Source organism: Acinetobacter sp. TW_SC_4, assembly GCF_054861205.1.
Window position 1 is genome coordinate 2,750,587 of sequence record NZ_CM142174.1, and the last position, 17,987, is coordinate 2,768,573.

Consider the following 17,987-nt stretch of genomic DNA (forward strand, 5'->3'; position numbering starts at 1 on the left):
ATAAAGGGAATTTACATGAAAAAATTTAAGGGATATGCATCATTGCTGTTATTTTTTCCATTAGTCGCATGTACAGTCTCAACAACTTCTTACAACACTTGGAATAAGCCTGGCATAACTAGATATGAAGCAGATAATGCTCTCGCAAAATGTAAATATGATTTAGGCTTAGCCAAAATTGATGCAATGGATAGAGAAGATATGGTTAATAACTGTATGAAGGCTCAAGGTTTTAGAAATAGATAAAATTAAAAGCACCTTCGGGTGCTTTTTTATTACCGGTTTATTTCACGTAAATTGGCAAGCAAGGTTAAAATAGTCCCTCCCTTAAAGTTCAACAACGAGATTCAACATGACTTCAACTGACTGGTTATCCCAAGGCACACTGGTATTAGCAAGTAATAACAAAGGCAAAATTGCAGAATTCGAAAAGATGTTTGCCGAGCTTAAACTACCGGTTGAAGTGATTCCTCAAGGCAAGCTAAATATCGGAGATGCGATTGAAGACGGTTTAAGCTTCGTAGAAAATGCCATTATCAAGGCGCGTCATGCGTCCAAAATTTCGGGTAAACCAGCCATTGCCGATGACTCAGGAATTTGTGTGCCCGTACTCGGTGGTATGCCAGGAATTTATTCAGCCCGTTTTGCCGGTGAACATGGCAATGATGCAGCCAATAATGAAAAGCTTTTAAACAGACTAAAACCGTTACGCAAAGATGGTGAAGCGATTGAAGGTATGTTTGTGTGTGTACTGGCCTTAGTCCAGCATGCTGAAGATCCACTGCCACAAATTTTCCAGGGCATCTGGAAAGGTGAAATTCTGGAAGCACCACGCGGTGAAAATGGTTTTGGTTATGATCCATTATTCTGGTTACCAGAACTAGGAACTTCTAGTGCGGAACTGAGCAAAGAAGAAAAAAATAAAATTAGCCATCGTGGTCAGGCGATGAAACTGTTTAAGGCGAGTTTGGAAAAATAAATCTAATTCCTAAAAGGAGTCCTCCCTCCTTTTAGGAGGGAGTTAGAGGTCATTCCCTCACCCTTGGGGAGAAGGAGCCCTCCCTTTTTCAAAGGGAGGTTGGGAGGGATTCTTCCATCTCACCCCTTACTTTTTATTCTCATTCATTTCTACAAAGAACTTAATCCTCCTCAATCCCTTCCCTAATAAAGGAAGGACTTTCAAAAACTTTATACCCTCTCTCTAACTCTCTCCCAGAGGGAGAGAGAACTTTTAAATTTATAAACCCGGTACCAACATATGCACCACCACCCCATATACTCCAATCAAAATTGAACTCGCAATCGTTCCTGAAGCGATATATTTGGCTGAATAACCTGTGCCCTGATAATGGGTCTCCAGTGCCACAATATTCGCGGCGGGTGGAAGCAGGAAATACATCATCATCACAGCATAAATCAGGGCTTGATGTGGAATCGGTAACAAGAAATAAGCCCCTGCCGCCAGACCTAGAGCCAGCACAAAACGACCGCTGATCAAGATCAAACTACGTTTTAAATCACTCAGTTGAATCCTGACTTTACTCAGCCACATTCCCAGAATACACATACCGGCAAAAGTCACTAGAAGCTTGTTGGCTGCATAGCCCCATTGAATCAGCGGATGCGCTTCATAGGCACTAAAATCCCAGAAGGACAGAATCGCTGCAATAGAAAGCGCAATCACTGGCGGGGATTTCAGCATATTTTTAATAATGAATTGGGGAGCCTGTTTTTCAGCACTGACTGCCACTACTGCACTGACATTGCCAAATAAGGAACCACCAATATAAAGAGCAACAATAGTATTTAAGGCATCCGGACCAAATACAGCTAAGGCAAAAGGAAAGCCAAGCCAGACCCCATTTAAATAACTAAAACATAATGCCCGCAATTTATCTTTGGAGAAAAGAAAGAACAGGCCAAATAGAAACAGTGAGCTAAAGATACTAAAACCGATCAGCCACAAACTGCCCGGCTTATAAAACACCATGTTGTAAATGACAATCAAGGGAATCAAAAGACGTGCCAGCAAGGCCGCCATGAATGGACGGATCGACTTTAAATAATGAACGCCCCAGAATCCAATCAGAAATGAAATAAGCGGAAGGAGCAATGCCATAGGAAAGCTGAAAATGCGTAGATAGATGGGCTTTATCCTAGCATACCTATCTGTTTTCAGAGTTCACTGTTTAAACTGATCTTTTTATAAATATCATCACCAATACTGTTATTTAGCTAATAATCGGAATAACTTGTTCAACGATCTGTCCTGCTGTTTCACCCTGCTGGGATTTTTCCAGCCACTGCCACTCATCGGTTTTCATTCTCAGGAAATTGGAACAGCGCGTGCCATAAGCCGGACTTTGAATAAAGGTTGAAGACAACAACTGTTCCAGTTCATGTGAAATCCCGGTCTTCGGCAACAACTCCGGAATGATCTTGCGTTCATCTTCCAGAATATCCCAAACGGCATAATAAAGATCAGATTCAGGCATATTTGGATACTGCAGCATGGGCAGAAATTCCTGGGTAAAACGCTTGCGCAGGTGTCGAGTCTTTTCCCAATGTTCCGTGAGCAAGCCATTGGACACTACATACACGCCATGTGCTAGTACTTGTGGTGCCTCACCACGGTTACTCATATAGACTGCCTGCTCTCGATCGCCGACAAACAGGTTAAAGCCCGCATAATCACATTGACATTTTTCCAGTTCTTGAGCAAACCGGATAGGTGTCAATTCGGATTCCAGAAAATGCTGAATGATATGTCCACGTGAAGTTGGGTAGTTATTCTTGTCATTACCATCTCTGAAATTGGTAATCACTGCCCATCGTCCTGAAACCGTTATACCCATCCAGGTACCACCAGACTGAAGATCCTGCCCGGCAATAATCGGACTGTTCTCCCATTCATGTAATGCCTGGGTTGGACGTTGATAGAACTCATCACGATTTGAAATCAGACATAATGGCGTTTCATCCAGAACCCGCCAAGCCAGTGCCACAATACACATAATTGATGCTCTCGATCTTTACACATTGAATGTACAACATTTTTCTTCGCTTTCAGCTAAAATCTGTGCAAAACAGAATCACAAGGAACAGGAATGCTCACCTATCCAAACATAGATCCCGTTGCAATTTCGCTCGGACCTTTGCAAGTCCACTGGTATGGACTGATGTATCTCTTGGCTTTTTTATTTGCCTGGGGACTGGCGACTTATCGCTCTAAACAACGCGGCTGGACACCAGATATGGTCTCGGATCTGATTTTCTTTGGGGCGCTAGGTGTGATCATCGGCGGCCGGGTTGGTTATGTTTTATTCTACGGTTTTTCTCAGTTTTTGGAAAACCCACTCTGGCTGTTCCAGATCTGGACCGGTGGCATGAGTTTCCACGGCGGTTTCCTCGGCGTAATCCTGGCAATGTTATGGTGGTGCAAGAAATACAAAATGGCCTGGTTCCAGACGCTAGACTTTATTGCACCCTGCGTTCCGACAGGTCTGATGTTTGGCCGGATCGGTAACTTTATTGGTGGTGAACTCTATGGCCGTCAAGTGACTGATCCAAACTTTGCCTTGGGCATGATTTTCCCAACTGATCCATTACAACTGGTACGTCATCCCTCACAACTGTATCAGGCGCTCTGTGAAGGCCTGATTCTGTTTATTGTACTGTGGTGGTTCAGTAGCAATCCACGTCCACGTATGGCGGTTTCTGCGGTATTCCTGACCGGCTATGGTCTGGCCCGTTTTATCGTCGAGTTCTTCCGTGAACCGGATAATGGTCAGCTCTTTATTGGCTGGATGAGTAAAGGACAATTCCTGAGCCTGCCAATGATCCTGATTGGTCTGTGGATGCTATGGTACGCCTATCAGAAGAAAGTTTATGACTGGGGTCCACAGAAAAATAACGTATAATTTTTATAAATATTGCGAGGCCTCTGCCTCGCTTTTTTATATTTAAAATATGCTAAAGTGCTTTTTATCTTTTCTGTTCATACATCATCATGCTTGAGTTCTGGTTCAATCCGCAGGTGTCAATCCTAAAAAAACTGCTGTTCTTTGTTGTGATTGCTGCAATTGCCGTAGGTCTGTACTGGATGGAACCTTTGCCTTTAGATGCCATCCTGATGTTTGCCGGTACCGGAATTATTTTCCTGATTTGTCGTTACTGTAAAATTCATTTCGCAGCAAAAAATCCGACTGGCCCGTTCTATCGTGTCCTGACCTGGATTCCGATTGCCTTATTAATCAGCCTGATTTTTATGAACATGAAACAGGGTGAAATCTTGCTGCCAGGCGCTCAGGGAATTGCCTTTATGGCTTTGGCAATCTGCCTGTTTTCGCCTCTGTCTTTGCTTAATCAGAACAAGCCGGATTCAGGTTCACCACATGCTTGAATTCTGGTATTCCGAACACTGCAATCGTCAGCTCAAGCTCATCATTATTATTGCGGTATGTATCGTAATTTACATAGCATCGACTGTAACGAAACTGGGTTCGATATTTGTTGGAATCAGTCTGGCGATTGGAATGCTGATGCACGTCTTGCGTGAATTCAGATTAAAGCTTTCTCCTGAAAATCCTTATGCTGAAGGTTTTCGTGCTTTAACGATGGCGATTCCGATTGTGGCAGTAATTAGCCTGATCGGTTATTTACCCAAAACAGGTGAGATCGGAGAAACTGTAGCGCTAGGTCTACAATGCTTAGGCTTTGTGGCGATTGGACTGTTTATCGTGTCGATTTATAATCAACGTGCGAAACGCTTCGAGGATTGAACCATTTCGCGACTTTCATTTTTAAGTTCTGAAATTTTCAGCGTCGGATTTAAAGATAGGAATCCAGACGGTAATACGTATATTTCACATTGGAATTACGATAGACCGCATAGCCATTCTGTTTAAAATCAGAAACCCAGGCTGAACCAGAATACGCTGCAATATGACCATACTGATGCTGTGAAGTCCGGTCGATAATATAGATATCACCTTTTTTCGGACGGTCAAAAGACAGGTTGATTTTTCGATAGCCCAATTGCTGCAGGGTGTTACCCCAGTCAGCTGCGGCAACAGGATGATTCATAATTTTTGCGCCTGAAGACTGCAATCCGACGCGAATACTGCGTGCACATTTCTGTGTACTGGTACTGCGGGTAATGCCTTGCAGGTAGCTGGTGAATTTTTCAATATCGAAACGCTGGCCGTTCATTGCACCGAAAGTCTTGCGAGATTCAGAGTTTTTGTTACGAGCTGACGCAGAGGTATAGCGCTGAGGCTGACGTTTGGAATTTTGTCCCGATTGGGAACGAATTATGACGTTCGCTTGAACAGGAGCATGCACTTCGCTCATATTCACTTGATGATCATAAATCATATTGGACCAAGTACTCCTCGCCTGTAAGTTTGGCTTTCAAATCTTCAACACGCGGTGAATACTAGACGGTTAAATGTTACTTTTCACGTTAAAAATGTAAATATATTTTTCCGCATTTATTTAATTTTACTTAACTTGTTATTTCTTTTAGATTTATAAAATTTACAATTTTCACAAAAAAGTTATAAATTCACTACTTTTCAAATTAATTAGCAATTCTGCTCAGACTATTTCTAAATCAATATTTGAGCGCCTTTCTGACTAAATCTGTAATTTTACTCACGATAATAAAGTCAACATTTCACTACGGGATTACATCATTCTGGCTAACAACTCTCGTATTAGACTGATTTAGTAAATTTAAATTGAGATGATGAGGAAGAAAAATATGAGTCATGATGTAAAGACTATTTCAAATTTCAATTTAGAACAATATTTAGGGATCTGGTACGAAATTGCCCGTCTGCCTATGAAACACCAACCTGAAGACAGTACTGATATTTCCGCAGCCTACAGCCTGAATGAAAATGGCACAGTCCGCGTCCAGAACCGTTGTCTAGATGGTGCGGGCAAACTCGATGAATCTATTGGGGAAGCCACTATTGTTGATGCAGAACATGGCAAACTGAAAGTCAGTTTCTTGCCTGAAGGTTTGCACTGGGTACCTTTTACCAAAGGGGATTACTGGATTCTCAAACTGGATGACAAGTATGAGACCGCCTTGGTCGGTGAGCCAAACATGAAATATTTATGGCTCCTGCATCGTAAGCCGACACTGGATGAAACGACCAAACAGGAATATCTGGCCTATGCTGAATCGCTGGGTTATGACCTGTCCGATCTGATCCATACGGTACATACCGGTAAGCCAACGGCTTAAAAAAAGATAATAAAAAAGCATCCATCATGGGTGCTTTTTTATGCCCTTTTCTCTCATGTTTAATCATTTTCACTGCTATGCGGAAGTGCTCAAAAAAATGTTATGATGAGCGCAATTTTAAATTGCCCAATTCAAAGAAAAGCAATTTGCAACAGATTTTAAGAGAGACCTATGCGCCAATATCTTGACCTTTTACAACATATCCTCGACAACGGCGGCGATAAAGGCGATCGTACCGGCACAGGTACACGTTCGGTATTTGGTCATCAGATGCGCTTTGATCTTTCCAAGGGCTTCCCTTTACTTACCACTAAAAAAGTTCATTTCCGTTCGATCGTGATTGAACTGCTGTGGTTCCTGAAAGGTGATACCCATGTAAAGTATCTTCAGGATAATAAAGTGACCATCTGGGATGAATGGGCCACTGCGGAACAGACCGCACGCTTTGGTCGTCCAGAAGGTGAACTTGGTCCAGTCTATGGCCATCAATGGCGTAATTTTGGTGCCACTCAAAATGCAGATGGCAGCTACAATCAGGATGGTTTTGACCAGATCAAATGGCTGATCAATGAGATCAAGACCAATCCAAATTCACGCCGTCTGATTGTGTCTGGCTGGAATCCGAATGAAGCGAGTCAGGTGGCTTTACCGCCTTGCCATACCCTGTTCCAGTTCTTTGTACATAATGGCAAACTGTCTTGCCAGCTTTATCAACGTAGTGCTGACGTATTTCTTGGCGTTCCATTTAATATTGCCAGCTATGCCCTGCTGACTCATATGATTGCGCAGGTGTGTGATCTGGATGTAGGCGATTTTGTCTGGACGGGTGGTGATACGCATTTATATGCCAATCATTTTGAACAGGCTAAACTTCAATTGAGTCGTGAGCCTTTAGGCCTGTGCCAGTTAAAACTGAATCCTGAAGTTAAAGACCTGTTTGATTTCAAATTCGAGGATATTGAAATTGTGGGTTATGAATCACATCCAGGAATTAAAGCGCCAGTTGCAGTTTAATTCCTGTTAAACCCCGGAAAATATTCAAATCCCACTTTGCTTAAAGTGGGATTTTGCATTTTAATAGCAATAATTTTTATCTGTTTTTGAGTATGGGTATGGCATTTCAGGATTTAGAAGTCGTTCATGTCGTGGCAATGGATCAGCAGCGCTGTATTGGTAAGGACAATGACCTGCCTTGGCATATCTCAGCAGATCTCAAGCACTTTAAGGAAATCACTCAAGGCGGCGTAATTGTCATGGGCCGTAAAACGCTTGAGTCGATGGGCCGTGCGCTGCCTAAACGTGTGAACTGGGTGATTACCCGCGATCCTGACTGGTCCTTTGAAGGCGTCAAAGTCGCGCATACGATTGAAGATGCCTTGACTCAAGCCGTGGCCGATGTGCAGGCTTCAGAAAAACCGAATGCTATTTTTATCATTGGCGGCGGTGAAATCTTTAAACAGACTCTGGAGATCGCTGATCGTCTGGAACTGACCCATGTTGAACTGGATGTACAGGGTCATGCCTACTATCCGGAAATTCCGGCCGAGTTCAAAAAAGTTGCGTCAGAACAACATATCGATGACAAAACCGGTATTGCATTTGAGTTCGCAACATACAGAAAATAAGCCTATTTTCTATAAAAGATCGAACATGCAAGGACAAGACAATTCAGAAAAGCATTGGAGCCTGTGGTTATTAGGGAGTCTGTTTAGTGTATTTGTCCTGTGTTCAAGCCTTTGGCTGAGCCTGATGCTCTGGGTACAACAACCCTTGGGCAAAATTGGCAGCATCATTCTGGTTGGTCTCTGGCTTGTGTTTGCCTGTGTGGTCTTGGGCATTTATTTCACCAAGCATCTGATTTCCCGACAGGTGGATACAGTGCTTTATTTGCTGGCCTTTCTGTTCAGCTTACTGGCTTATTTAAGCATGGAGCCTCGTCAGGATCGTGACTGGAATCCTGAAGTTTCCCGACTGCTCTCCTATGAGCAGCAAGGCAATCAAGTCACCTTGCACAATATCCGTAATTTTGACTGGCAAGCAGAGGGGCAATATACCGAACGCTGGGAAAGCCGGAGTTTTGACCTGAACGACATTACCGGAGTAAACATCATTACCTCTTACTGGATGGGGCCTAAAATTGCCCATACGCTGGTCAGTTTTGATTTTGCCAATCAGAAACCACTCGTCTTCTCGATCGAAATTCGCAAAGAAAAGGATGAGAAATTTTCTGCCATTGGCGGCTTCTTCCGAAAATATGAACTAAGTCTGGTCGCCTCAGATGAGAAAGATATTGTATATACGCGTAGCAATATTCGTGGCGAGCAGGTCTACTTTTTTCCGGTAAAAATGCCGCAAGCAGAAGCTCAAGCCCTATTTAAAGAATATCTGCGTAAGGCTGATGAACTGGCCAAAGAGCCTAAATGGTATAACACCCTGAGCAGTAACTGCACGACTCTGGTCTTTGATATGGCTCAGGCAGTATCTCAACAACAGCTTCCTTCAGATTACCGCTTGCTGGCTTCTGGGTATTTACCTGATTATTTATATGATTTAAAAGCGCTAGATCAACGCTGGGATATACAAACCTGGTATCAGCGTGCACACGTTAATCCACGAGTTAGAGATACCGGTCAGATCTCCAGTCAGGAGTATTCACAACGCCTGCGTCAAGGCCTACCTGAGTCGAATTCCAGATAATTTTCCAAGTTATCTAACTTAAAGAAAGATACAAAATCAACTGGCATATATTTAATTTTTTTGTTTATATACAAATAGCTAACTCAGAATTAGAGTCTCTCTCATGCTAAAAAAATTAACAGCAATCATGATTTTAGGTTCAGTCTTTGCAATGTCGGGTTGTGAAACTGTACCTAGTACCTCATCAGTCAAAACTGAAAATAATTTACAGCTCCTGCAAAATCGTACCTGGATTGTGAACCAGATTGGTAATACTGAAATTACTACAGCACCGACAGCACGCAATATTCCAAGTCTGCAATTCGATGCAGCGACTCAACGCGTGTCTGGCGCAGATGGCTGTAACCGTATCATGGGCAGCTACACTGCCGGTAAAGATACTCTCAACTTAAGCCAGATGGCGAGTACCGAAATGGCTTGTCTGGATAATGAAGGTCTGGATCAGAAATTTAAGGAAGCACTGAGCAAAGTGACCCATTATCAGGTCTATGGTAAAACCCTGAAATTAATGGACCGTCATGGCAATTTACTTATTCAGTTAGAAAGTGCAGTACAGCCTCGCTAAGTTCTGACTACAAAAAGCCTGTATCGTGCAGGCTTTATATCTTTCATACTCATATGAACATTCAATAATCAGCACTCTACAATGATGAGGACTTAACCATGCAACAAGCACTATTTGGTGGTGGATGTTTTTGGTGTACCGAAGCAGTATTTTTACAGCTTCAGGGCGTACAGAAGGTCGTCAGTGGCTATGCGGGCGGACAAAATCCTAATCCGACCTATGAGCAAGTCTGTGGCGGTGATACCAATCATGCCGAAGTGATCCTGATCGATTTTGATGAAAATCAGATTACGTATAGTCAGTTGCTCGAAGTTTTTTTCGCAACCCATGATCCAACGACATTAAACCGTCAGGGCAATGATGTCGGCACGCAATATCGTTCTGTGATTTATTATTTTAATGATGAGCAAAAAGAAACTGCACAGCTCACAATAGATTCATTAAAAGCTGAAGGGCTGAATATTGTGACTGAACTTAGCCCTGCACCGACTTTCTATCCTGCCGAAGAATATCATCAGAATTTCTTTGCCAAGAATCCGAATCAGGGTTACTGTAATTTTGCGATTCCGCCCAAGCTGAATAAATTACAACACAAGTTTATGACGCTGCTTAAAACTCATTAGACTGGATTCTGCTTGATCATATGCCCTATTAAATTAAGGCAATAAAAAAGCGACTGAGATCAGTCGCTTTTTTATTTGAGAGCAAAAAATTAATTATCGGTTGCAAAGGCAATATCGCTGAGTCCGGCTCCACTCGCGCGTGACATCACTTGAGCAACAGTGTCATAACGTGATTCTTTATCTGCTTTCAATACGATGGTCGGTTGACGCTGTGCCTGGCTCGCCTCATTGAAACGGGTTTCAAGTTGATCCAGGGTCAGTACATCGCCATTCCACGCTACATCACCTTTGGCATTGATGCTAATGGTGACATTTTCAGGTGGTAGGTCAATAATTTCTGCAGTGGTTTGCGGCAAAGTTAATGGAATTGATGGGTTCGCAACGGTCGCTGTCACCAGAAAGATGATCATCAATACCAACATGATGTCGATCAAGGGAATGAGGTTCATCTCATTCATGCCTGTATCGTTGTCTTCACCCAATTGAAAAGCCATTAAGCTTGACCTCCAACTAAACTGTCTTGTGCTACTTTTGCATCAGCCTTCTTTGCAGAAGAATCCTGTTGCAACATGGTATCAATCAATAAGCTATGCGCATGGTCTTGCAATTCATTGCTTAAAGTACGGTTAACACGTACACAGATGTTATATGCAAGTACTGCAGGAATTGCCACAGCCAGACCCAGACCGGTCATGATTAGCGCTTCACCCACTGGAGTCGCTACTTGTGCCAGACCTGCCTGACCACTCTTACCCACGGCAACCAGTGCGTGAAAGATCCCCCATACTGTACCGAACAGGCCGACAAAGGGTGAAATTGAAGCGATGGTACCTAGGACGGATACACCTTTTTCTGCATTGCCTTTTTCTAATGCGATCTGACGCAATAAAGCCTGCTCAGCTACAGCTTTACGTTGTTCAAATGCCAAAGGAGTCATTTTATTTTTCAATTGTCCTAATGCTTTAGATAATTGAGCATAGGCAATCTGTTTAAGTTGGCGAGTGCCCATTAAACGCAGCACAAAAATGGTCCATGTCGCAATCGACATTGCCAATAACACGAAATACAGTGTCTTACTGACTGCATCAGCATGTTGCCAATAAACTGAAAAGTTCATATTCGAACTCCTAATGGGTTAGCCGTTATTTGGTAATCTGAAAATCGAAAGGCTGTTCCACTCGGGTTGGATAAGCCACACCATTTTCAATATATTTGGTCAGTTGTGCACGACGTACCGCTGATTCAACTTTGCGCGTAACGGCCGGACTACAACTCGAATTTCGTGCGGTCGCAGAGACCACTTTCCCCTGCTCATTTGCAGATACATCCACCATCAATGAACAGGCTGATTTTAACTCTCCTGCCGAGAGCGACACTTTTGGTGCACGCTGCCACGATACGCCGCCGCCAATTGCAACACTTTTTGGTGCTGGCGGAGCAGGTGGAGCCGGCGGTGCGACAGGTGCTGGTGGCGCAACCGGCACAGGTGCAGGTGCTACTTTTTTAGTTTCAGTCACGACCGCAGGAACCACTGGGCTTGGTGCCGGTTTGGCTTCAACTGGCGGTGCAGTAACAGGTTTAGGCGTTTCTGCTTTCTTCACCTGCTCAATTTTTTCTACTTTTTTGGGTGGCGGTGGCAGCGGTTTTTCTACAATTTTAACTTCTTTCGGCTTTGTTGGCTCTTGTTTAGGCTCTGGCGGCTTTGGCTTCGGTAGTAAAGGTTTTGGTGCTTCCTGAAGTTTGACGAAACGGACTTTTAGAGGCTCTTTATCGACTGGTTTCAGTTCAGGTGCTTTCATCTGGCTGACTGCCCATAAAAGACCCACGTGTCCAACCAGAACCGCCGCCAGAATAGAAACGACTTTCTTTTTCATCTGATTTGACGGTGGTGGTGTCATGGGAGCAGCAACTTGACTCATTAAATCTATTTACCTCGAAGAGATGATACGAAACAAACTATCAAGCTCATCGGTTAGCACAATTAAAGTACGCCAATAATAAATGAGAAGTGTTTTCATTTGCAACTACTAATCCCACTTTTCTCCATTATTTTTGTTTCAAACAAAAAAGACATACTTAAAGTATGCCTTTTTTAAACAGAGATGCAAGTGCTTATTGGAACACGACAGTTTTATTGCCGTCGACAATGACACGGTCTTCCAGATGCCATCTCACTGCACGTGCCAGTACATTACGTTCAACGTCCTGACCCAGTTCACGCAGCTGTTCCACAGTAAAGTCATGGTTCACACGCTCTACATCCTGCTCGATGATTGGACCCTGATCCAGATCAGCTGTCACATAGTGTGCAGTTGCACCGATCAGTTTTACACCTTTGTCATACGCTTGTTTGTAAGGATTGGCACCCACGAACGCTGGCAGGAATGAATGGTGAATATTGATCACTTTCATTTCCCATTTACTTACGAACTCTTCATCAAGAATCTGCATATAACGGGCTAATACCAGCAGATCGTTGCCCTGCATCAGTTCATCGATCTGTGCATAAGCTTCACGTTTGTTCTCTTTGGTCACCGGAACCACTTCAAACGGAATACCGAAGTTTTCGACTGATTCACGTAGAGTCTCGTGGTTAGATACTACTTTAGTGATTTCACATGGCAGACCGCCGCGTGCATGACGCCATAGCAGTTCAAGCAACGCATGGTCGACTTTAGAGACCAGAATACCGACCTTTTTCACATCACTAACCAGTGCCAGACGCCAGTGCATGCCATAACGCTCTGCAACATTGGCAGCAAAAGTCTGCAACAGGCTTTCTTTACGGCTTTGCAGATTGTCCAGTTCAAACTCAACACGCATGAAGTAACGTCCGCCCTGCGCTGCTGTCGCGTATTGATCAAGCGCCGTAATGTTGGCACCCTGATGATACAAGAAGCTTGAAACAGCCTGCACGATGCCCGGCTTGTCTTCACAAGTAATCAATAAACGTGCGGTATTAGCAGTCGTCATATTCATGTTGGTTAAGGTCACTAATTAGTTAAATTAAAAAAATAAGCCGAGTATTCTAACGCGTTTCTTAGATATTCTGAATAGTTTGTTCAGATTCAGGCGGTTTAGGCGACGATAGACTGGCAAATAGCTCTGAAGAACCAAACGAATTGAGCAGGCTCTCATACGTTTGACGGCTTTCACCACGCAGGTAAGCACCTTCCAGAAACACCATCTGACGCAGTGCTTGCCAGACCCATTTTTCTTCCAGAGTGTTGGAATCGGTAATATGCCCCGACATATACAGGAAGTTGGTCCAGTTGGTCAGTACAATCCATAGGTTAATGATCAGCGCTTCAATTTCTGAATCGGTCATTTCCATCAAGCCGGCATTTACGAAGGCTTTATAAATTTTTTGTCCCTGCTGCATGACCTGTCCAGCAAAACGCGGATAAAGCTTGCGGAAATCTTCGTTATTTTCGACCAGATGGTATACATCACGGTGCAGAAAACGATAAGCCCAAAGCTGACTGCTCAGTACCTGAAAATAATGAATCTTATCATTGGCATCCAGAGCACGATCTTCCGGAAGTGCTAGCATTTCCAGCGTCTGATGCTGATACTGCTCCATCAGTTCCTTGATAATTTCATTTTTATTACGGAAATGGTAATACAGATTACCTGGACTCATGCCGAGTTCAGCAGCAATATGATTGGTGGTTACAGATCGTTCGCCACGTTCATTAAACAACTGCAAGCTGAGCTGTAAGATACGCTCTTTGGTTTTTAACGTTTTGGTTTGGGACATCCTAAAATAACCATTCAGTTCATGCATTAGCAAGGCTAACACACAAAGTAACTTGACTAATTAGAGTATTTGCTCTAAAAATTAATTAATCGATTTTGAATAATGGTAGTGCGGCATGAACAGTCACACAAAAACAACTTCAATGACACCACATTTTCTTGATAGCCAGCACCTCAATGAAATTCTGGCTCAACAAAAACACGCCTACTTACGCTACCCACTGCCGACTGCAAAGGAACGTATCGATCGTTTAGCTCGGCTTAAGCGTATCTTAGTTAAGTATCAAGATCAATTTGCCGATGCAATTAATCAGGACTATGGTAACCGCTCTGTCGGGGAAACCAAAATTGGTGAGTTACTGACTTGTCTTGAACATATTAAATATTACAGCAAAAACCTGACCGGCTGGATGAAACCGTCCAAGCGTCATGTCGGTATTATTCACCAGCCGGCAAAAGCCTGGGTACAGTATCAGCCTCTAGGCGTGATCGGCATCATCGCGCCGTGGAACTACCCTTTATTATTATCCATCGGCCCTCTGATCTGTGCGTTGGCTGCGGGTAACCATGCCATGATCAAAATTTCTAGTTCATCGGCTGCTTTTGGCAAGGTATTGGAAAAAGCCTTAGCTGAAGCTTTTCCTAAAGAACTGGTTGCCGTGGTGAATGGTGGCGGTACGGTATCTGATGCCTTCTGCCGACTGGTTTTTGACAAGATGATCTTTACCGGTTCAACAGCTGTCGGTAAAACCGTGATGGCAGCGGCTGCTGAAAATCTGGTACCAGTAATTTTGGAACTGGGTGGCAAGTCCCCTGTACTGGTGCATCCATCGATTGACCTGCGTGATGTGGCTCAGCGTATTGCCGTGGGCAAGCTCTGGAATGCCGGACAGACCTGTGTAGCGCCGGATTATATGTTCCTGCCACGTGGCAAAACTGCCGAGTTTATCGATCATTTTAAAGCCTGTGTCGAAAGCATGTATCCGGACATCAGCCATAATCAGGATTACACCTCGATTATCAATGACAAACAGTACAACCGCTTGCAAGGTTATCTGGATGATGCCCGTGAGCAAGGTGCGCAGATTATTGAAATCAATCCGCGTAATGAATCGCCAGCAGACCTGCGTAAAATTGCACCGACTCTTGTAACCAATGTCATGCCAAGCATGCAGATCATGCAGCATGAAATCTTTGGGCCGCTCCTGCCGATCATGGAATATGATCAAATTGACGACGTCATCGACTTTATTAATAGCCGTCCGCGTCCACTTGCATTATACTATTTCGACTTTGATCAGGCGCGTGCTGATTATGTCGCACAGCGTACCCATTCAGGGCATTTCGGGCAAAATACTGTATTAACCCATGTCGCACAGGACGATCTGCCATTTGGTGGTGTCGGTGCTTCCGGTATGGGTAAATATCATGGGCCAGAAGGCTTCTTCAGTTTGTCGCATGAACGGTCAGTAATGTCGAATCCTAAGCTGTATAGCTTGAAATACATTCTGCCTCCGTTTAATAAGCCGATCCATAAGCTGATTTCGAAGACACTTCTTCGATAAATGATCAAGGCATGAGCTATCACACGGGCTCATGCTTCGTTTTAGATAAAATCGCTTGTCTTTTAAGCGCATTTTTGATATAAAACGCCCCTTGAATGAATTCAATCCGTTTATTTTTGACTGGCCATACAGATTTGCTGTTGGCTAAATCAATGGAGTTACACCATGTCTAAGGTTTGCCAAGTTACCGGCAAGCGTCCAGTCGTTGGTAACAACGTCTCACACGCCAACAACAAAACTAAGCGCCGGTTCGAGCCGAACCTGCACCACCACCGTTTCTGGTTAGAAAGCGAAAAACGTTTTGTACGTCTTCGTTTAACCACTAAAGGTATGCGTATTATCGACAAATTGGGCATTGAAAAGGTTGTTGCTGACCTTCGTGCTCAAGGTCAAAAGATCTAAGTAAGGAGTCAGGACAATGCGTGATAAGATTCGCTTAGTTTCTTCAGCTGGTACAGGTTATTTCTATACCACTACTAAGAACAAACGTACTATGCCGGAAAAAATGGAAATCAAAAAATTTGATCCAAAAATCCGTCAACACGTAATCTTCAAAGAAGCTAAAATCAAATAATTTTAGTTTTTTGAAAAAAGCGACCTTCCCGGTCGTTTTTTTTTGCATTTTTTTTATGCGGCTTGATAAACTTTCTGTTTCTTCTGGCATTTTCTGTGCTTATTTCCCATAAAAAATTGAAATTTCATAAAATTTATTTTAAAGGAGTGTTTAGTGCCACATGACGTAGAGCTCATTATTCTGTTAGCTGTCGGTTTTGGCTTGGCCTTGGTTTTTGGCTATATCGCTGCACGTCTACGCCTTCCCCCACTGATTGGTTATCTGGTTGCCGGGATTCTAATTAGCCCGAACACCCCAGGCGTGGTCGGAGATGTGCATCTGGCGAACCAGCTGGCCGAACTTGGCGTCATGTTCCTGATGTTTGGTGTCGGGATGCACTTTTCTCTCAATGACCTGATGCAGGTCAGGCGTATTGCCTTGCCGGGTGCAGTCTTACAGATTGCAGTCGCGACACTGCTCGGGGTCGGGGTCTCCATGCTCTGGGGCTGGAATTTTGGCTCTGCCCTGATCTTTGGTTTAAGTCTGTCCTGTGCCAGTACCGTCGTGCTTCTCAAAGCCCTGGGTGATCGTGGCCTGCTCGAATCCATTAACGGGAAAATTGCAGTCGGTTGGCTTCTGGTTGAAGATCTGGTCATGGTGCTGGCACTGGTATTATTACCCGCAACTGCAGTACTTCTCGGTGGTCAGGCACTGGAAGGTAGTAGTAGCGATCAGAATGTCTGGATCACCTTAGGTATTACCTTGCTCAAAGTAGCCGGTTTCATTGCCTTCATGCTCATTATTGGTAAACGTTTAGTTCCAATGATCATGCAAGTAGTCGCACGTTTAGGCTCACGTGAGCTATTTACCTTAACTGTCGTAGCTGCAGCCGTATCGATTGCCTTTGGGGCTTATAAGGTCTTTGGCGTATCCATGGCACTCGGTGCATTCTTTGCCGGGATGGTGGTCAAAGAGTCTGACTTCAGCCACCGTGCTGAGGAAGAAACCTTACCGTTGCGTGAAATCTTCTCGATTCTGTTCTTTGTTTCGGTCGGCATGCTGTTTGATCCGCGTATTCTGATGGATCAGCCGCTTCATGTGTTGGCGGTGCTCGGTATTATCATGATTGGTAAAACCATCGCGGCTATGGCACTGGTGCTGTTCTTCCGCTACCCAATCAATACGGCGCTTACCGTCGGTGCTTCTCTGGCACAGATTGGTGAATTCTCTTTTATTCTGGCCGCACTTGGTGTATCGCTAAATCTATTATCACTCGATGGGCAAAACCTGATTCTGGCGGGTGCCCTGATTTCAATTACCCTAAACTCGTTTATTTTCTCGGCAGTGGAACCGGTACAAAAATGGATTCGCGAACGTTCGTCTTTGGCGCGCTTATTGGAGCGTAGTGGTGACCCGCTTGCCATGCTACCCGATGAAGTCTCACAGGACTATCTGCGCGATCAGGTGGTGATTGTCGGGCATGGTGAAGTCGGTCGTCGGATTACCCTGTCACTGATGGAACAAAACATCAAGGTCGTGATTGCCGAAGAAAATCGTGAGATCGTAGAAAACTTGCGTAAAAAAGGCATTGCAGCAGTTTCTGGTGTCGCAACTGAACCTGGTGTGCTGATTCAGGCTCATATTCAGCATGCACGTCTACTGGTGATCTCACCAATGGATATTATTGATATCCACAAAATCGTGGATATTGCCAAGACCCTAAACCCTGCCATTCAGATCCTGCTGTGTGCGGAAAGCAAAGAAGAAGCTGAAGTCATTCGCCGTGATAATATTGGCGAGGTGTACTATGCCAAAGAGGAGATGGCGAGAAATATGAGCAATCATATTTTGAACCAGATCGAGATTGCGCATAACCATCCACCTACGCATTATTCAGGCTGATTTTTTAAAGAAGTTGTCAGAATTGGCAACTTCTTTTTTTATTGATTGGACTGAAATTTATCAGATC

23 protein-coding genes are annotated in these 17,987 nt (G+C 43.9%); 15 read left to right on the top strand and 8 right to left on the bottom strand.

What is annotated here, in order from left to right:
• Positions 1–15 precede the first annotated feature (15 nt).
• Both ACWM1W_RS13430 and rdgB read left to right on the top strand, forming a co-directional pair.
• Positions 16–246, top strand: coding sequence for a hypothetical protein (locus tag ACWM1W_RS13430; RefSeq protein WP_004781972.1), 231 nt, complete (start codon positions 16–18; stop codon positions 244–246).
• 106 nt (positions 247–352) lie between these two features.
• On the top strand, positions 353–979 hold the full coding sequence (gene rdgB / locus ACWM1W_RS13435; protein ID WP_004781971.1) for an RdgB/HAM1 family non-canonical purine NTP pyrophosphatase: 627 nt from the start codon (positions 353–355) through the stop codon (positions 977–979).
• A gap of 258 nt (positions 980–1,237) precedes the next feature.
• Here rdgB and ACWM1W_RS13440 read toward each other — a convergent pair whose 3' ends face one another.
• Positions 1,238–2,119, bottom strand: coding sequence for an AEC family transporter (locus tag ACWM1W_RS13440; RefSeq protein ID WP_004781969.1), 882 nt, complete (start codon positions 2,117–2,119; stop codon positions 1,238–1,240).
• A 112-nt stretch (positions 2,120–2,231) separates the two neighbouring features.
• The gene (locus ACWM1W_RS13445) at positions 2,232–3,014 is read right to left on the bottom strand and encodes an NRDE family protein (protein ID WP_004781968.1); all 783 of its coding nucleotides are present in this window, start codon (positions 3,012–3,014) and stop codon (positions 2,232–2,234) included.
• Between the two features lie 93 nt (positions 3,015–3,107).
• On the opposite strand from ACWM1W_RS13445, the gene lgt reads away from it, so the two are divergent.
• From lgt to ACWM1W_RS13460, 3 genes are all read left to right on the top strand, one after another.
• Positions 3,108–3,920, top strand: coding sequence for a prolipoprotein diacylglyceryl transferase (gene lgt / locus ACWM1W_RS13450; protein WP_004781966.1), 813 nt, complete (start codon positions 3,108–3,110; stop codon positions 3,918–3,920).
• 89 nt (positions 3,921–4,009) lie between these two features.
• Positions 4,010–4,402: a hypothetical protein gene (locus tag ACWM1W_RS13455; RefSeq protein WP_004781964.1), complete on the top strand. Its 393-nt coding sequence runs from the start codon at positions 4,010–4,012 to the stop codon at positions 4,400–4,402.
• Positions 4,395–4,781 (top strand): hypothetical protein, encoded by a 387-nt coding sequence (locus ACWM1W_RS13460; RefSeq protein ID WP_004781963.1) that lies wholly within the window; start codon positions 4,395–4,397, stop codon positions 4,779–4,781. The genes ACWM1W_RS13455 and ACWM1W_RS13460 overlap by 8 nt, the downstream gene beginning before the upstream one ends.
• 49 nt (positions 4,782–4,830) lie before the next feature.
• On the opposite strand, the gene ACWM1W_RS13465 is transcribed toward ACWM1W_RS13460, so the two are convergent.
• The gene (locus ACWM1W_RS13465; protein ID WP_208461842.1) at positions 4,831–5,376 is read right to left on the bottom strand and encodes a CHAP domain-containing protein; all 546 of its coding nucleotides are present in this window, start codon (positions 5,374–5,376) and stop codon (positions 4,831–4,833) included.
• Positions 5,377–5,764: 388 nt separating this feature from the next.
• Between ACWM1W_RS13465 and ACWM1W_RS13470 the strand changes: the two genes are divergently transcribed.
• The 6 genes from ACWM1W_RS13470 to msrA all read left to right on the top strand — a co-directional run bounded on the left by ACWM1W_RS13470 (position 5,765) and on the right by msrA (position 10,141).
• Entirely contained in the window at positions 5,765–6,256 is a 492-nt protein-coding gene (locus ACWM1W_RS13470; RefSeq protein ID WP_005232256.1) for a lipocalin family protein, read from the top strand.
• A 171-nt stretch (positions 6,257–6,427) separates the two neighbouring features.
• Positions 6,428–7,270 (top strand): thymidylate synthase, encoded by an 843-nt coding sequence (gene thyA, locus ACWM1W_RS13475; RefSeq protein WP_034169878.1) that lies wholly within the window; start codon positions 6,428–6,430, stop codon positions 7,268–7,270.
• 98 nt (positions 7,271–7,368) lie between these two features.
• Entirely contained in the window at positions 7,369–7,881 is a 513-nt protein-coding gene (dfrA40, locus tag ACWM1W_RS13480) for a trimethoprim-resistant dihydrofolate reductase DfrA40 (RefSeq protein ID WP_005232285.1), read from the top strand.
• Between the two features lie 25 nt (positions 7,882–7,906).
• Entirely contained in the window at positions 7,907–8,953 is a 1,047-nt protein-coding gene (locus ACWM1W_RS13485; RefSeq protein WP_005232289.1) for an Lnb N-terminal periplasmic domain-containing protein, read from the top strand.
• A 103-nt stretch (positions 8,954–9,056) separates the two neighbouring features.
• A complete protein-coding gene (locus ACWM1W_RS13490) occupies positions 9,057–9,518 on the top strand; it encodes an META domain-containing protein (protein WP_034702341.1) in 462 nt (153 codons plus the stop codon).
• Positions 9,519–9,616: 98 nt separating this feature from the next.
• Entirely contained in the window at positions 9,617–10,141 is a 525-nt protein-coding gene (msrA, locus tag ACWM1W_RS13495; protein WP_004781907.1) for a peptide-methionine (S)-S-oxide reductase MsrA, read from the top strand.
• An 89-nt stretch (positions 10,142–10,230) separates the two neighbouring features.
• Here msrA and ACWM1W_RS13500 read toward each other — a convergent pair whose 3' ends face one another.
• From ACWM1W_RS13500 to ACWM1W_RS13520, 5 genes are all read right to left on the bottom strand, one after another.
• Entirely contained in the window at positions 10,231–10,635 is a 405-nt protein-coding gene (locus tag ACWM1W_RS13500) for an ExbD/TolR family protein (RefSeq protein ID WP_004781905.1), read from the bottom strand.
• Positions 10,635–11,258 carry a MotA/TolQ/ExbB proton channel family protein gene (locus ACWM1W_RS13505; RefSeq protein WP_004781903.1) on the bottom strand — a complete coding sequence of 208 codons (624 nt, stop codon included), beginning with the start codon at positions 11,256–11,258 and terminating at the stop codon, positions 10,635–10,637. Before ACWM1W_RS13505 ends, ACWM1W_RS13500 begins: the two co-directional genes overlap by 1 nt.
• A 25-nt stretch (positions 11,259–11,283) precedes the next feature.
• On the bottom strand, positions 11,284–12,060 hold the full coding sequence (locus tag ACWM1W_RS13510; protein WP_005232296.1) for a hypothetical protein: 777 nt from the start codon (positions 12,058–12,060) through the stop codon (positions 11,284–11,286).
• A 193-nt stretch (positions 12,061–12,253) separates the two neighbouring features.
• On the bottom strand, positions 12,254–13,120 hold the full coding sequence (gene purU / locus ACWM1W_RS13515) for a formyltetrahydrofolate deformylase (RefSeq protein WP_005232297.1): 867 nt from the start codon (positions 13,118–13,120) through the stop codon (positions 12,254–12,256).
• A 61-nt stretch (positions 13,121–13,181) separates the two neighbouring features.
• Positions 13,182–13,901 carry a TetR/AcrR family transcriptional regulator gene (locus ACWM1W_RS13520; protein WP_034580311.1) on the bottom strand — a complete coding sequence of 240 codons (720 nt, stop codon included), beginning with the start codon at positions 13,899–13,901 and terminating at the stop codon, positions 13,182–13,184.
• 115 nt (positions 13,902–14,016) lie between these two features.
• Between ACWM1W_RS13520 and ACWM1W_RS13525 the strand changes: the two genes are divergently transcribed.
• From ACWM1W_RS13525 to ACWM1W_RS13540, 4 genes are all read left to right on the top strand, one after another.
• Complete coding sequence (locus tag ACWM1W_RS13525; protein WP_005232298.1) at positions 14,017–15,465, top strand: coniferyl aldehyde dehydrogenase; 1,449 nt, start codon at positions 14,017–14,019, stop codon at positions 15,463–15,465.
• A 165-nt stretch (positions 15,466–15,630) separates the two neighbouring features.
• Entirely contained in the window at positions 15,631–15,867 is a 237-nt protein-coding gene (gene rpmB / locus ACWM1W_RS13530; RefSeq protein ID WP_000048256.1) for a 50S ribosomal protein L28, read from the top strand.
• 16 nt (positions 15,868–15,883) lie between these two features.
• Positions 15,884–16,039: a 50S ribosomal protein L33 gene (gene rpmG, locus ACWM1W_RS13535; protein WP_001205031.1), complete on the top strand. Its 156-nt coding sequence runs from the start codon at positions 15,884–15,886 to the stop codon at positions 16,037–16,039.
• A 153-nt stretch (positions 16,040–16,192) separates the two neighbouring features.
• Positions 16,193–17,920, top strand: a complete 1,728-nt coding sequence (locus ACWM1W_RS13540) for a cation:proton antiporter (RefSeq protein ID WP_005232299.1) — start codon at positions 16,193–16,195, stop codon at positions 17,918–17,920.
• Positions 17,921–17,987: the final 67 nt, after the last annotated feature.

Bases quoted from the DNA above. Each gene is read 5' to 3' on its own strand.
- rdgB (WP_004781971.1), top strand. From the start codon at position 353: ATGACTTCAACTGACTGGTTATCCCAAGGCACACTGGTATTAGCAAGT.
- ACWM1W_RS13430 (WP_004781972.1), top strand. From the start codon at position 16: ATGAAAAAATTTAAGGGATATGCATCATTGCTGTTATTTTTTCCATTA.
- lgt (WP_004781966.1), top strand. From the start codon at position 3,108: ATGCTCACCTATCCAAACATAGATCCCGTTGCAATTTCGCTCGGACCT.
- ACWM1W_RS13440 (WP_004781969.1), bottom strand. From the start codon at position 2,119: ATGGCATTGCTCCTTCCGCTTATTTCATTTCTGATTGGATTCTGGGGC.
- ACWM1W_RS13470 (WP_005232256.1), top strand. From the start codon at position 5,765: ATGAGTCATGATGTAAAGACTATTTCAAATTTCAATTTAGAACAATAT.
- ACWM1W_RS13460 (WP_004781963.1), top strand. From the start codon at position 4,395: ATGCTTGAATTCTGGTATTCCGAACACTGCAATCGTCAGCTCAAGCTC.
- dfrA40 (WP_005232285.1), top strand. From the start codon at position 7,369: ATGGCATTTCAGGATTTAGAAGTCGTTCATGTCGTGGCAATGGATCAG.
- msrA (WP_004781907.1), top strand. From the start codon at position 9,617: ATGCAACAAGCACTATTTGGTGGTGGATGTTTTTGGTGTACCGAAGCA.
- ACWM1W_RS13485 (WP_005232289.1), top strand. From the start codon at position 7,907: ATGCAAGGACAAGACAATTCAGAAAAGCATTGGAGCCTGTGGTTATTA.
- ACWM1W_RS13510 (WP_005232296.1), bottom strand. From the start codon at position 12,060: ATGAGTCAAGTTGCTGCTCCCATGACACCACCACCGTCAAATCAGATG.
- rpmB (WP_000048256.1), top strand. From the start codon at position 15,631: ATGTCTAAGGTTTGCCAAGTTACCGGCAAGCGTCCAGTCGTTGGTAAC.
- ACWM1W_RS13455 (WP_004781964.1), top strand. From the start codon at position 4,010: ATGCTTGAGTTCTGGTTCAATCCGCAGGTGTCAATCCTAAAAAAACTG.
- ACWM1W_RS13505 (WP_004781903.1), bottom strand. From the start codon at position 11,258: ATGAACTTTTCAGTTTATTGGCAACATGCTGATGCAGTCAGTAAGACA.
- purU (WP_005232297.1), bottom strand. From the start codon at position 13,120: ATGAATATGACGACTGCTAATACCGCACGTTTATTGATTACTTGTGAA.
- ACWM1W_RS13490 (WP_034702341.1), top strand. From the start codon at position 9,057: ATGCTAAAAAAATTAACAGCAATCATGATTTTAGGTTCAGTCTTTGCA.
- rpmG (WP_001205031.1), top strand. From the start codon at position 15,884: ATGCGTGATAAGATTCGCTTAGTTTCTTCAGCTGGTACAGGTTATTTC.
- ACWM1W_RS13445 (WP_004781968.1), bottom strand. From the start codon at position 3,014: ATGTGTATTGTGGCACTGGCTTGGCGGGTTCTGGATGAAACGCCATTA.
- ACWM1W_RS13465 (WP_208461842.1), bottom strand. From the start codon at position 5,376: ATGATTTATGATCATCAAGTGAATATGAGCGAAGTGCATGCTCCTGTT.
- thyA (WP_034169878.1), top strand. From the start codon at position 6,428: ATGCGCCAATATCTTGACCTTTTACAACATATCCTCGACAACGGCGGC.
- ACWM1W_RS13520 (WP_034580311.1), bottom strand. From the start codon at position 13,901: ATGTCCCAAACCAAAACGTTAAAAACCAAAGAGCGTATCTTACAGCTC.
- ACWM1W_RS13525 (WP_005232298.1), top strand. From the start codon at position 14,017: ATGAACAGTCACACAAAAACAACTTCAATGACACCACATTTTCTTGAT.
- ACWM1W_RS13500 (WP_004781905.1), bottom strand. From the start codon at position 10,635: ATGGCTTTTCAATTGGGTGAAGACAACGATACAGGCATGAATGAGATG.